Origin of the sequence: Microbacterium atlanticum (genome assembly GCF_015277815.1) — a bacterium.
GTDB classification, from domain to species: Bacteria; Actinomycetota; Actinomycetes; order Actinomycetales; family Microbacteriaceae; genus Microbacterium; species Microbacterium atlanticum.
Map to the genome: position 1 here is coordinate 238,076 of NZ_CP063813.1, position 13,560 is coordinate 251,635.

11 protein-coding genes are annotated in these 13,560 nt (G+C 74.1%); 8 read left to right on the forward strand and 3 right to left on the reverse strand.

Features of this window, described 5'->3' with window-relative positions:
• Positions 1 to 10: 10 nt before the first annotated feature.
• The 8 genes from IR212_RS01075 to IR212_RS01110 are packed head-to-tail and all read left to right on the forward strand — an operon-like array spanning position 11 to position 10,029.
• Positions 11 to 982 (forward strand): AAA family ATPase, encoded by a 972-nt coding sequence (locus tag IR212_RS01075; protein WP_194397207.1) that lies wholly within the window; start codon positions 11 to 13, stop codon positions 980 to 982.
• Positions 982 to 2,244: a DUF58 domain-containing protein gene (locus IR212_RS01080; protein WP_194397208.1), complete on the forward strand. Its 1,263-nt coding sequence runs from the start codon at positions 982 to 984 to the stop codon at positions 2,242 to 2,244. The genes IR212_RS01075 and IR212_RS01080 overlap by 1 nt, the downstream gene beginning before the upstream one ends.
• Positions 2,241 to 4,778, forward strand: a complete 2,538-nt coding sequence (locus IR212_RS01085) for a transglutaminase-like domain-containing protein (protein ID WP_228479414.1) — start codon at positions 2,241 to 2,243, stop codon at positions 4,776 to 4,778. The genes IR212_RS01080 and IR212_RS01085 overlap by 4 nt, the downstream gene beginning before the upstream one ends.
• A complete protein-coding gene (locus IR212_RS01090; protein ID WP_194397209.1) occupies positions 4,775 to 5,332 on the forward strand; it encodes an FHA domain-containing protein in 558 nt (185 codons plus the stop codon). Before IR212_RS01085 ends, IR212_RS01090 begins: the two co-directional genes overlap by 4 nt.
• Positions 5,329 to 6,183, forward strand: a complete 855-nt coding sequence (locus IR212_RS01095; protein ID WP_194397210.1) for a PP2C family protein-serine/threonine phosphatase — start codon at positions 5,329 to 5,331, stop codon at positions 6,181 to 6,183. Before IR212_RS01090 ends, IR212_RS01095 begins: the two co-directional genes overlap by 4 nt.
• Complete coding sequence (locus IR212_RS01100) at positions 6,183 to 7,619, forward strand: FHA domain-containing protein (RefSeq protein WP_194397211.1); 1,437 nt, start codon at positions 6,183 to 6,185, stop codon at positions 7,617 to 7,619. Before IR212_RS01095 ends, IR212_RS01100 begins: the two co-directional genes overlap by 1 nt.
• The gene (locus IR212_RS01105; protein WP_194397212.1) at positions 7,616 to 9,283 is read left to right on the forward strand and encodes a serine/threonine-protein kinase; all 1,668 of its coding nucleotides are present in this window, start codon (positions 7,616 to 7,618) and stop codon (positions 9,281 to 9,283) included. The genes IR212_RS01100 and IR212_RS01105 overlap by 4 nt, the downstream gene beginning before the upstream one ends.
• Positions 9,280 to 10,029 (forward strand): hypothetical protein, encoded by a 750-nt coding sequence (locus tag IR212_RS01110; RefSeq protein ID WP_194397213.1) that lies wholly within the window; start codon positions 9,280 to 9,282, stop codon positions 10,027 to 10,029. Before IR212_RS01105 ends, IR212_RS01110 begins: the two co-directional genes overlap by 4 nt.
• A 21-nt stretch (positions 10,030 to 10,050) precedes the next feature.
• On the opposite strand, the gene IR212_RS01115 is transcribed toward IR212_RS01110, so the two are convergent.
• The 3 genes from IR212_RS01115 to IR212_RS01125 all read right to left on the reverse strand — a co-directional run bounded on the left by IR212_RS01115 (position 10,051) and on the right by IR212_RS01125 (position 13,551).
• Positions 10,051 to 10,542: a recombinase family protein gene (locus tag IR212_RS01115; protein ID WP_228479416.1), complete on the reverse strand. Its 492-nt coding sequence runs from the start codon at positions 10,540 to 10,542 to the stop codon at positions 10,051 to 10,053.
• A gap of 41 nt (positions 10,543 to 10,583) precedes the next feature.
• Positions 10,584 to 12,431, reverse strand: a complete 1,848-nt coding sequence (locus tag IR212_RS01120; RefSeq protein WP_194397214.1) for a cation:proton antiporter — start codon at positions 12,429 to 12,431, stop codon at positions 10,584 to 10,586.
• Between the two features lie 103 nt (positions 12,432 to 12,534).
• Positions 12,535 to 13,551: a malate dehydrogenase gene (locus IR212_RS01125; RefSeq protein ID WP_194397215.1), complete on the reverse strand. Its 1,017-nt coding sequence runs from the start codon at positions 13,549 to 13,551 to the stop codon at positions 12,535 to 12,537.
• Positions 13,552 to 13,560 lie beyond the last annotated feature (9 nt).

Genomic DNA, 13,560 nt, shown 5'->3' on the forward strand with positions numbered 1-13,560 from the left:
CGAGACGAACATGACGATGACCCCCGAACAGGCGGCCTGGTTCCAGAGCACCTTCGCGCGACTGGTCGACAACGTCGATCAGGCCCTGATGGGCAAGCGCGAGGTGGTGGGCCTGGTGCTCTCGGCCATGCTCGCCGAGGGCCACGTGCTGCTCGAGGATGCCCCTGGCACCGGCAAGACCAGCCTGGCCAAGGCGCTCGCGGCCACCGTGCAGGGGACGAGCAGCCGCATCCAGTTCACGCCGGACCTCCTCCCCTCGGACGTCACCGGCGTCACGATCTACGACCAGGCCTCACACCGGTTCGAGTTCCACCGCGGTCCGGTCTTCGCCTCGATCGTGCTCGCCGACGAGATCAACCGCGCGTCGCCCAAGACCCAGTCGGCGCTGCTGGAGGTGATGGAGGAGTCTCGGGTCACCGTCGACGGCGTCGCCCACGACGTCGGCCGGCCGTTCCTCGTGATCGCGACCCAGAACCCGATCGAGCAGGCCGGCACCTACAAGCTGCCCGAGGCGCAGCTGGACCGCTTCCTGGTGAAGACGTCGATCGGCTACCCCGACCTCGCGGTGGCCGAGCGCATCCTCGCCGGCGCGGCCGACCGCAACCCGTCGGCCCACCTGCCCGCGATCATCACGACGGGCGCCGTCGCCGACATGGCCGATCTCGCCGCGACGGTGCACGTCGACCCCGCCGTGCTGCGCTACACCGCGCAGCTGGCCGAGGCGACGCGCGACGACGCCGCGACGCGATTGGGCGTCTCGGTCCGCGGCTCGCTGGCGATGATCCGCGTCGCCAAGGTCTACGCCGCCGCGCAGGGTCGCCACTTCGTGCTGCCCGACGACGTCAAGGCGCTCGTCGCGCCGGTGTGGACCCACCGCATCGTGCTCGACCCCGAGGCCGAGTTCGCCGGAACGACGGCCGAGACCGTCGTCGCACGCGTGCTGGACGCCGTCGCCGCACCGCAGGCGAGGTCCGCGGCCTGATGGCGACGGAGGCACTCGGGCAGGCGACGGTCGCAGAGGATCGGCGCGCGCAGCAGGGCGAGCTGGCGCTCGCCGCGCTGCGGCGCGCCGGTGCCGTGCTCGGCCGCGTCTTCGGGGTCGTGCGCCCCGCCGCCTGGGTGCTGATCCTCGGCGCGATCGCGCTGTGGGTCTTCGGGCAGGCGCTCGGGTGGTGGGAGCTGACCGCCGCCGCGGTCGTGGTGGCCGCCGTGCTCGTGCTCTGCCTGCTGTTCCTCATCGGGCGCACCGCGTACGACGTCTCGCTGGACCTCAACCGCACCCGGGTGGTCGTCGGCGAGCGTGCCGTGGGAGCGCTGACGCTCGCGAACACGGGCTCCCGCGCGATCCTGCCGTCGCGCGTGGTGCTGCCCGTCGGCAACGGGCGCGGCGTGTTCGACGTCAACCGGCTCGCGGCCGGTGAGTCCGCCGAGGAGCTCTTCGCCATCCCCACCACCCGCCGGGCGGTGGTCAAGGTCGGACCGGTCAGCGTCGTGCGCGGCGATCCCCTCGGCCTCTTCGAGCGCGTGCACCGCCGGGACGAACCCGTCGACCTCTTCGTGCACCCGCGCACCGTGCTGTTCGACGGCCAGTCGCTCGGCTTCCTCCGCGACCTGGAGGGCCTTCCCGCCGCCGATCTCTCGCCCGACGACGTGTCGTTCCATGCCCTGCGCGAGTACCAGCCGGGCGACGACCTGCGGCACGTGCACTGGAAGTCGACGGCGCGCACCGGCCACATGATGGTCCGGCAGTACGAGGAGACCCGTCGCTCCCACTTCGTCATCGGGCTGTCGACGAACCCTGCGGACTACCGCGACGACGAGGAGTTCGAGCTCGCGATCTCGGCGGCCGGCTCGCTGGGCCTGCGGGCGCTGCGCGACTCGCACCGTGTCGAGGTGCGGGTGCAGGAGCGCGCGCTCCCGTCCGGCACGGGCAAGCAGTTCCTCGACTCGCTGTCGGCGCTGCAGGCGTCCAAGCCGCGCGGCGGACGCATCGTCGAGCTCGCCGGCTCGGTCGCCGCCAGCCTGCCGCTGGCCAGCGTGGTGGTGCTGGTCTGCGGCAGCCGCGTCGACGCCAACGACCTGCGCACCGCGTGCAGCCGCCTGCCGTTCGGCGCGCGCGTGCTCGCCGTCGTCGCCGCGTCGTCGCAGACGTCACCGTCGCTCCGGCGCATCGGGGAGGCCGATGTGGTCACCCTCGGCACGCTCGAGCAGCTGCCGCGCGCGCTGCGGAAGGTGCTGGCATGACCGCCCCCGCCTCGCTGCGTGCACGCGGCTCCCGCCAGGAGCGCACGTCTCCCGCGCCGATGCCGCGCCCCGTCGCACCCCCGGTCGAGCCGCTGCCCGTGCGCCGCTGGATCCTCGACCTCGGGGCCGTGGTCGCACTGCTCCTCGTGCCCATCATCGGGTTCCAACCGACCTTCGACGGCCCGAGGTACCTCGTCGCTGCGCTCGGCGCGCTCCTGCTCGGCGTGGGGATCGCGGTGCTGGGTCGCGTGCTGCGGTGGGGCATCCTGCTCCTCGCGGGCGCGACGGTCGTGGGGTACTTCCTCTTCGGCGGGGCGCTCGCGCTGCCGCACACCACCGTCGCGGGCGTCATCCCGACCCTCGAGACGCTCCGGCTGCTCGGGCTCGGCACCTTCACGTCCTGGAAGCAGCTGCTGACAACGATCGCGCCCGTCGCGACCGGCGACGGGCACCTGATCGTCCCGTTCCTGCTCACGCTCGTCGCCGCGGTTCTCACCGCGTCGCTGGCGCTGCGCCTGCGCTCGGCCGGATGGGCGCTGATCCCGGCCGCGGCGTTCCTCGCGATCGAGATCGCGCTGGGCACGTCCGAGCCGATCGTGCCCGTCGTGCAGGGCATCGTCTTCGGGCTCGTCGCGGTGACGTGGCTGGCGGTGCGGCAGGCGTGGCAGCCGCAGACGGCGGCGATCTCGGTCGGCGAGGGCACCGGCGCTCGCGGCGCCGGCACCCGACGGCTGCTGATGGGGGCCGGCGTCATTGCGCTCGCCGCGGTGATCGGCGCCGCGACCAGCGCGTTCGCGGCGCCGACGGCACCCCGGTACGTGCTGCGCGACATCGTGATCCCGCCTTTCGACGTCCGCGAGTTCGCGAGCCCCCTGCAGTCCTTCCGCGCGTACGTGCGAGACCACCCCGACGAGGCGCTCTTCACCGCGCGCGGGCTCCCCGAGGGGGCGCGCGTGCGCCTGGCGACGATGGACGCCTACAACGGCACCGTCTACAACGTCTCGGATTCGGGCACGGGCAGCTCGAGCGCCTTCACTCCCGCGCGCACCAACATGTCGGCGGACGCCGAGGGGACGCCCGCGACGGTGCACGTCGAGATCGGCGCACTGGAGGGCGTGTGGATGCCGGAGGCCGGCGCCGTCCGCAGCGTCACGTTCGACGGCGCCCGGGCCGACGACCTCCGCCGCACCGCCCACTACAACGAGTCGACGAAGACGGCCGTGGTGACGGCCGGGCTGGAAGCGGGCGACGAGTACACGCTCGAGGCGGTCGTCCCGGAGGTCCCGAGCGACGCGCAGCTCGGAGACCAGGCGTTCGCGCCGCTGAAGATGCCCAAGCAGGAGGGCGTGCCCGAGTCGCTCGCCGAAATCGCGTCGGAGGCCGTCGCGGAGGCCGAGACCCCGATCCAGCAGGCGCGCGCGCTGCAGCAGATGCTCTCGGAGGGCGGGTACTTCAGCCACGGCCTCACCGGCCAGCCGCTGTCGCGCGCCGGGCACGGCGCCGAGCGCATCTCGACGCTGCTGGGATCGCAGCAGATGGTCGGCGACGACGAGCAGTACGCCACGGCGATGGCGCTGCTTGCCGGCCAGGTGGGCATCCCCGCACGCGTCGTCATGGGTTTCTATCCCGCCGAGGACGAAGCCGCACAGGGCGTGTTCACGGCCACGGGAGACACCCTGCACGCGTGGGTCGAGGTCGCCTTCGAGGACGCCGGATGGGTGCCCTTCGACCCGACGCCGCCCGAGGACCAGGTACCCAGCGACCAGACGACCAAGCCCAAGGCCGATCCCAAGCCGCAGGTGCTGCAGCCGCCGCCCCCGCCGCAGGAGCCGGTCGACCTGCCTCCGACCGTCGCGGACGACCGCGGCTCGGAGGACGAGAACGGCTTCGACGCGGCGCTGCTGTGGACCATCGTCAGCATCGGCGTCGGGATCCTCGGCCTCCTGGCCGTGCTCCTCGCGCCCTTCGTCGTCGTCGGCGCGTTGAAGGCAGCCCGCCGCCGCCAGCGGCGCGAGGCCGCGCGGGCCTCGGACCGCATCTCGGGCGGCTGGGACGAGCTCGTCGACCGCGCGTCGGACTTCGGCGCTCCGGTGCGTGCCGGCGCGACGCGTCAAGAGGATGCGGGCGTGCTGACCGCGGCGTTCGCCGAGCCGCGCGTGACGATGCTCGCCTCCCGGGCGGACGCCCAGGTGTTCGGCCCCGCCGAGCCGACGCCCGACGACATCGAGGCGTTCTGGACGCAGGTCGACGAGATCGTCGGCGGAATGGGCGCCGGCAGATCGCTGTGGCAGCGGCTGCGCGCGCGGCTCAGCATCCGGTCTCTCCTCGCGGGCACGCGGTTCGCGCTGCCGGCCCGCGCGCCCCGTCCTGCGCGGCCGGCCCGCGCGGTGCCGATGACGGATGCCGCGTCCGCCGGCGCCCCGCACGCCGCGCCGACGGCCGAGGCGCGGGCGACGCGCGCCTCGCGCCGTCGATCCGCCCCGACGCGGAAGGCATCGGAGCCCTCCGCCCGTCCTGCACAGGAGTCCGAATGAGCGTGAGACCCACCGGGCCGGTCGCCGACCTGGCGTGGCTGTTCCACGACGCCCGAGCGGCGGCGGCCGGAGCCCGGCCGGCGACCCGTCCGTCCCTGGCCGGAGCAGCGACGCCCGCCTCGACCTCGGCGCGCGAGGCGACGGTCGTGGGGCACCCCGACGACGACGTCGAGGCGACCCACCCGGCCGCGCCGCCGCCCGCGCAGCGCGCAGCCCTCTACCCCGAGGCGCCCGTCGTCGTCGTGCTCACCTGGGACGACGGCGCGCGGATGGCCGTCTACGGCCGCACGCGGTACGGGCGCAACCCGGCGCCGGCGCCCGGGGCGGTGGCGATCGCGGTGCGTGACGAGACCCTCTCGCTGTCCAAGGAGCACTTCGAGATCGGTGGCGACACCGCGGGGGCGTGGGTGACCGACCTGCACTCGACGAACGGCACCGTGCTCGTCCGCGACGGCCACCGCATTCCCCTCACGCCGGGCCTTCCGACGACGCTCCGCCCGGGGGACGGCCTCGAGCTCGGTGATCGCCGCCTCACCGTGGGGGCGGGCCGATGACCGGATCGGTGCCTCCCATCGCACTCGCGTTCGGCGCGGCCACCGACCCGGGCCTGCGACGCCGGGTCAACGAGGACTCCTACCTCGCCGCCGCCCCGCTGTTCCTCGTCGCAGACGGGATGGGCGGCCACAACGCCGGCGAGATCGCCAGCGCGACCGTGATCGAGGAGTTCGCCGCTCTGGCGGGCCGGGACAGCCTGGCGATCGACGACGTCCACACCGCGGTGCGGGAGGCACGCCGACGCGTCGCGGCGCTTCCTCCCGGCGGCGGCGCGGGGGCGGGCACGACCCTCGCCGGTGTCGTCGTCGCCGACGTCGACGGCGAGGGCTACTGGCTGACGGTCAACCTCGGCGACTCCCGCACCTACCGGCTCAGCCGCGGCCGGCTCGAGCAGGTGAGCGTGGACCACTCGGTCGTGCAGGAGCTGATCGACAGCGGCGAGCTCGCGGCCGAGGCCGCGCAGCGGGACGCGCGCCGCAACGTCATCACCCGCGCCATCGGGGCCGGCAGCGACGCCGAACCGGACTACTGGCTCATCCCCGCCGAGGACGGCGACCGCATCCTGGTGTGCTCCGACGGCCTCTCGGGCGAACTCGAGAAGGACGCCATCCACGGCATCCTCGTCACCGAGTCCGACCCGCAGTCGGCGGCGACGAGGCTGGTGCACGAGGCGATGGTGCGCGGCGGGCGAGACAACATCACCGCGATCGTCGTCGACGCGCTCTCGGTGCGGAGCCGGGCGAGCGGGGCTGCCGAACGCGATACGGTGCCGGTGAGCGCCCCCACCGCTCCCGTCGCCGACATCGACGGCGACACGCTGCCGCGCGCAGCGGCCACAGGAGGTCTCTGATGCCGACGCTGTACGCCCCCGGCCCGACACCGGTCGCCGTCACGCCGCGCGGGTTCGTCGCGCTCGAGGCGGGCGCCTCCGCCGCGCTCCTCGCGCGGATCCGGTCGCAGCTGGTGGACGGCCGCGGCCTCGGCGGCGTCATCGAAGCCCTCACCGGCGCCTACGGTGCGTCGCTCACGGCCATTCCCGCGTTCGCCGTCGCCCTGTGGGAGGGTGACGGCGTCCGCGTCGCCGTCCGCGGCGACTTCGCGTTCGACCTCACGGCGGCAGCGGCCGAGCAAGTTTCGGGCGCCGGCGTCACGACCTGGACCGAGCGGGTCATCCCGGACGTTCAGCGCATCGCGCTCGCGACGCCGCAGACGGATGCCGCCCCCGCCGAGTTCGAGATCGCCGACGGTGTCGTGCTGGCGGGCAGCGTCGCGTGGGCTGTGCCCGGAACGGGCGACCGTCACGAGGCGAGGTCGACCGGCGGCGTCGCGGTCGCCCCGGCCGCGGCCCCGGCCGCGCCCGAGGACTCTCCGAGCGTGCCGACCCCCGCCACGTCCGAGCCCGTGGCCCCTGCTCCCCCCGTCACCGCCGAGCCCGTCGCGCCTGCGACCCCCGCCACGGCCGCGCCCGCGATCGCCGCCGCGCCGGTGCTCCCCACTGCGACCCCCGCCGTGCCCGCGACCCCCGCCGCACCGCCACCTGCGGGCCGAGCGGTCCCGGTCGCGCCGGGGGTGACGCTCATCGACTCCGGCTCGGTGCCGTCGGTGGCCGACGCCGAGACGCTGCTGCCCTTCGACTCCGCCCTGCACCCCGCGTCCACCGACAGCGCGGGCGCCGACGACGCGGAGCCCGACGACGACGCCGGCTTCGACGCCGAGGTCGGCGCCACCGTCCTGCGTCCGCTCGACGAGCCCGGCCCTGTCCGCGGCGGCGGGGGGTCCGCGCCCGGAGTCCCCACGGCGGTGATCGGCGACCACGACGGCGCCACCATCTCCCTCGCCCAGGCTCGCGCGCTCCGCGCCGGAGCCTCCGATGAGGCCGCGGGTGAGGCATCCGCTCTCCCGTCCGATTCCGCCCCGGCACCGCTCGCTCCGCCGCGTCCTCCGGCCCCGGGGCGTGTGCGGCTCTCGACGGGCCAGCTGGTCGCGCTCGACCGCACCGTCGTCATCGGCCGCCGCCCGCGCTCCACTCGGGTCAGCGGCACCGACCTGCCGCACCTCGTGGCAGTCGACAGCCCCCAGCAGGACATCTCGCGCAGCCACGTCGAGCTCCGCGTCGAGGGCGAGAGCATCGTCGCGACCGATCTGCGCACGACCAACGGCACCACGCTGCTGAGGCCGGGCGCCGACCCGGTGCGGCTGCACCCCGGGGAGGGGACCGTGGTGGTCCCCGGCGACGTGCTCGACCTCGGCGACGGCGTGACCGTGCACATCGAGGCGCCGTCGTGAGCGCCAAGCGCGCGCCCATGGCGCCGCCGGAGCTCCCCGGCTTCACCTACGTCGACCTGCTCGGCTCGGGCGGTTTCGCCGACGTGTACCTCTACGAGCAGCAGCTGCCCAAGCGCCGCGTCGCGGTCAAGGTGCTGCTGACCGAGCGCATGTCGAGCGGCTCGGTCGAGGAGTTCACCGCCGAGGCCAACGTCATGGCGATGCTGTCGACCCACCCGGCGATCGTCACGATCTACCAGGCGGGCGTCGCCGGCGACGGCCGGCCCTACCTCGTCATGGAGTACTGCCCGCGGCCGAACCTCCAGGTGCGGTATCGGCGCGAGGCGTTCTCGATCGCGGAGTCGCTGCGGGTCGGCGTGCAGGTCGCCGCCGCGGTCGAGACCGCGCACCGGGCGGGCGTGCTGCACCGCGACATCAAGCCCGCCAACATCCTCGTCACCGAGTACAACCGGCCGGCGCTGACGGACTTCGGCATCGCCTCGACCACGAGCGCGGCCGCCGAGTCGGCCGGCCTGTCCATCCCGTGGTCGCCGCCGGAGTCCTTCGCCGATGTGCCGCGCAGCGACCCGCGCTCGGACGTGTGGGCGCTGGGCGCGACGGTGTACACGCTCCTCGCGGGCCGGTCGCCGTTCGAGCTGCCGGGGCAGCGCAACGGCGCCGCCGAGCTCATCCACCGCATCGAGACGCAGCCGCTGCCCGCGCTCGGGCGGGCCGACGTGCCGGCCTCGCTGCAGCGGGTGATCGAGCGTGCGATGGCCAAGAACCCCCCCGATCGCCACGAGAGCGCGCTCGCCTTTGCCCGCGCGCTGCAGACCGTGCAGATCGAGCTCTCGCACTCGGTCACGCCGATCGACATCCTCGACGACCAGCTGCCCGAAGACGTCGAGGCCGATGAGGACGACGGGCTCACCCGCGTGCGCGGCGTCGTCAGCATCAGCCCCGAGACCGCGCCGGCGGCCGGGGCGACCAGGCCGTCGGCGACGACGGCGCCGAGCGCCGGATCCCCTCCCGCGTTCGGGACCACCGTCGACGCCGAGACGGTGCTGCGCGCCGCGCCGACCCGACCGGCCTTCGACCAGGCCGACATCGACGAGACGGTCCGGCGCGGGGGGTCGGGCCCGGCGCTGCCCGACGAGACGGTCCTGCGTCCGCCGGCAGCGCCCGCCGTGCTCGCGCCGGGCCCGTTCGAGACCGCCGCCGCGCCGCCGGCGGAGACGGAGACGGACGCTGCACCCCGCCGCCCCCGCACGGCGCTGTGGATCGGGCTCGGCGCGGCGGCCCTCGTCGTCGTCGCCGTGATCATCGGGGTCTCGCTGCCCGGCATGCTCTCGGGGACCGGCCCGGCCGCGACCGAGCCGACGGCCACCTCGCGGCCGCAGGACCCCATCGCCGCGGTCGTGCCGCCGGTGGTGGGGGTCGCCGGAGCCCCGGCTGATGGGGGCGTGCGGTTCACCTGGACCAATCCCGACCCGCAGGACGGCGACTTCTACATCGTCGAGCTCGTCGACCTCGCCGACAGCACACCCGCTGTCGAGACCGTCGAGACCACCGAGATCATCGTCCCCGCGGCCGCCGCCGGGCAGACGTGCGTCGACGTGACACTCGTCCGCGCCAACGGCACGCAGCAGCAGGATCCCGAGAAGACCAGGGGGTGCGCGCCATGACCGTCGCGGAAGCCGACGCGCTCACCGTCGAGTTCGCCGGCGAGGAGTTCTCGGTCGAACCCGACACGGTCTTCACGGTGGGCCGCGAGGGCGACCTCGCCATCGACGACAACCTGTTCCTGCACCGCAACTTCCTGACCATCCAGAACGTGGACGGACTGTGGCTGCTCTCGAACGTCGGGTCGCGGCTGTCGGCCACCGTCACCGACTCGGGCGGGCGGGTGCAGGCCTGGCTCGCACCCGGCGCGCGCCTGCCGCTCGTCTTCGCCGCGACATCCGTCATCTTCAGCGCCGGCCCGACCACCTACGAGCTGACGATCCACGCGTCCGAGCCGACGTTCCGCGAGTCGCAGCCCCCGGCCGAGGACGACGGACTGAGCACGATCGGCGAGGTGCCGCTCACGCACAGCCAGCGCGTCATGATCCTCGCGCTCGCCGAGCCCGTGCTGCGGCGGGACGGCACGGGCATGAGCGAGCTGCCCACGTCGGCGCAGGCCGCCGAGAGGCTGGGATGGACGCTCACCCGGTTCAACCGCAAGCTCGACAACGTCTGCGACAAGCTCGACAAGATCGGCGTGCCCGGCATGCGCGGCGGGGTGCGCTCCTATGCCACGAACCGGCGCGTGCGCCTGGTCGAGCACGCGATCGCCGCGCGCCTGGTCACCCGCGAGGATCTGCCGCTGCTCGACATCGAGCGGGAGGCCTCGCTCGGCGGCCAGGGCACGCCTGCCGACGACGACGCCTGAACAGCCTCGACGGGCGGTCCGTCAGCGCCCGGCGTCGTAGAGGTGCCGGCCGCCGTGGCTGACCACCTTGACCACGACGCCGCGGCGGTGGAGCTCGGCGACCGTCCGGGTCTCCTCATCGATGTCGCGGCCGAGCGCGTGCACGTTGGCGACGACGAGCACGTCGCCCCGGCCGAGCGTGCCGAACAGGCGCACCAGGCGCTCCTCCCACGACTCCAGGGTCTCGGGCGCCGGGTGGCGGAAACCCTCGATCGGCACGCCGAAGCGCGTCAGCTCGTTGCGCTGCTCGACCACCGAGGGCATGTCGTCGCGGGAGATCACCAGCCCGACCAGGCGAGACCCGGCAGGCTGGGCCTGCCACCAGTTGCGGTCGCGCTGCAGCTCCGTGAAGCACTTCGGGCAGGCGGCGGCGGGGTGGGGGAGATGCAGGGGTGCGGTGTCGGCACCGGCCGAGTGCGCCGTGGCGGCAGCGTGGGTGTGCGCGGCATCCGGCGTCTTCGTCGTGTCGGTCATTCAGGGCCCCTTCGCTCGCCCCATTGTCTCACCCGGCGGCGTCACTCCTCGTCGTCGAGTCGCAGCTCCAGGCTGAGCTGGTCGGCGTCGAGCTCGGCCAGCGCGTGCCGGAGCGCCTGCGTGCTGTAGCCCCCGCCCGACGACACCGCGATCAGCCGCACCCGCATCGCCTCGATCATCGCCAGGCGCAGCTCGAGCAGGTCGCGCGTGCGGGGAGTGTCGGCCTCGTCGGGCGGCTCGACGAGACGTCCGCCGATCCGCGCCAGCAGCTCGTGATCGAACGCCGTGCCGTCGCGGCGACGGAGGTCCGGGCTCGACAGCGCGCCGACCGCCGCGTCGCGCAGCTCGTCATCGAGCGCCGCCTGCTCGGCCCTGTCGAGCCTGTCGTCGCCAGGGCGCTCCAGGTGCAGCAGCCGCACCAGCCCGGGGAGCGTGAACCCCTGCAGCATCAGGCTGCCGACGGCGACGGCGAACGCGATGAACACCAGCAGCGCCCGGTCGCCGGTCTCGTCGCGGGGAAGCGTCTGCGCGGCCGCGAGCGTGACGACGCCGCGCATGCCCGCCCAGACGATGACGGCGCCGTGCTTCCACCCGAGCGGTGAGGCCTGGTAGTAGTCGAGATCGCCGAGGGCCCGGGCGATGCGGGCGCGCATCGCCGCGACGCGGCGCCGGGTTCGGGGATTGCCGGGGTCCGGCGCCCGGCGCCGGAGCGCGGGCGTGGCCGGATCCGCCGCGGCGGCAGGTGAGGCCGGGCCGTCGGCGTCACCGGCGGGCGAGGCATCCGTCTGCCCTTTCCCGCCGGGTGGTCCGGCGTGACCGGTGGCCACTTCGTCGATGCGCGCCGACATCGCTTCGAGCCGCCGGCGCTGGCGCCCGCGGGCGCGGCGGCTCTGCAGCCAGACCAGCAGCGAGACGTACGCGGCGCGGACGGCGAGGATGATCGCGAGCGCCCCGGCGGCGATGCCGATCCCGGTGCCGATGCCGTTGTGCTCCCGGATGTTCGCGCTGACGATGTCGTAGAGCTCGAGGCCCATCACCAGGAAGACCGCGCCTTCGAGGACCAGCTCGATCGTGTGCCAGTTGTGCTCGTCGGACCGGCGCTGCTCGGGCGTGAACCAGCGCGCGGCGCCCTGTCCGGTGACGATGCCCGCGACGACGGCGGCCACGAGGCCCGAGCCGCCCAGCTCCTCGGTCGGGATGTAGGCGATGAACGGCACCACGAAGCCGATCGCCGTGGTGGCGGCGGAGTGCCGGATGAGGGCGCGCAGCCGCAGGTTCAGGTAGCCGACGACCGCGCCGACGGCGACGGCGACCACGACGCCCCACGCGAACGCCGGAAGGAAGCCGACGGTGAGCGCCCCGTCCCCCGTGGCCGTCGTGGCGACGGCGCCCGCCGCGATCATCGTGCGCAGCAGCACCAGGGCGGTCGCATCGTTGAGCAGGCTCTCACCCTCGAGCATCGTCACGACGCGGCGCGACACCCCCAGTCTCTTGACGATCGAGGTCGCCACGGCGTCGGTCGGGCTGAGGATGGCCCCGAGCGCCACCGCGATCGCCGGAGAGATGCCCGGAATCACGGCGAGGAGGAACAGGCCGAGCACGACCGAGCTGATCAGGACGAGGAGGAACGACAGCCCGGCGATCGGGCCGAAGTCCCGGCGGAACTCGAGCGCGGGAAGCGAGACGGCCGCGGAGTACAGCAGCGGTGGGAGGACGCCGACGAGGATGAACTCCGGGTCGATCTGCGGCACCTCGACGAAAGGCAGCAGGCTCACCGCGCCGCCGATGACGACGAGGATCAGCGGTCCCGCGATGCCGACCTTCGGGGCGATCGCCGTCGCCAGGGCGATGACCAGGATCGCGGCGATGACGATGACCAGCGCTTCCACGCCTCAGAGCCTATTGCCGAGGCTCCCCCGGCTTTCGAAGAGCCCACTCGGCGCGGATTCGGGGTCCAGGGTGCGAGTACCTGATGCGAAACCGGGAGAGTCGCTACAGCACCCCCAACGCACGGACGGCGTCGCGCTCGGCGACGAGCTCGTCGACGGATGCCGCGACCCGCTGTCGCGCGCGCTCGTCGAGGTCGAGCCCCTCGACCACCTCGTACCCGTCGCCGCGCGAGATCACCGGGAACGAGCACACCAGCCCCTCGGGCACGCCGTACTCGCCGTGCGAGACGACCGCCGCGGACGTCATCCCCCGGCGTGTGCCGAGCTGCTCGTCGCGCACGTGGTCGATGGCGGCATTGGCGGCGGAGGCCACCGACGACGAGCCGCGCACCTCGATGATCTCGGCTCCGCGCTTGGCGACCCGCGGGATGAAGACGTCGTCGAGCCACGCGGTCGCCGCGTCGCGGCCGCCGAGGCGCTCCGCCAGCGCCTCGAGCACCGGCATCCCGTCGGGCAGGATCGCGTGCGAGACGTCGGGGAACTGCGTCGCGGAGTGGTTGCCCCAGATCACGACGTCTGCGATCTCGCCGGCGCCGACCTGCAGCGTCTCGGCGAGCTGGCCGACGGCGCGGTTGTGGTCGAGGCGGGTCAGCGCGGTGAAGCGCTCCACGGGCACGTCAGGACCGGCGGATGCCGCCGCGATGAGCGCGTTCGTGTTCGCCGGGTTGCCCACCACGACCACGCGGACGTCGTCGTCGGCGACCGCGCCGATCGCCGCTCCCTGCGGACCGAAGATGCCGGCATTCGCGGCGAGGAGATCCGCCCGCTCCATGCCGGCCGAGCGCGGACGCGCGCCGACGAGCATCGCGATGTGCGTGCCGTCGAAGGCGGTGAGGGGATCGTCGGTGATCTCGATCTCACGCAGCAGGGGGAAGGCGCAGTCCTGCAGCTCGAGCGCCGCCCCCTCGGCGGACCGCATGCCGTGCGGGATCTCGAGCAGTCGCAGCCGCACCGGGACGTCGGGTCCGAGCATGTCGCCCGCCGCGATGCGGAACATGAGGGCGTAGCCGATCTGGCCGCCGCCCCCGGTGATGGTCACGGTCGTGGGCCGGTTCGTCATGGCACGAGC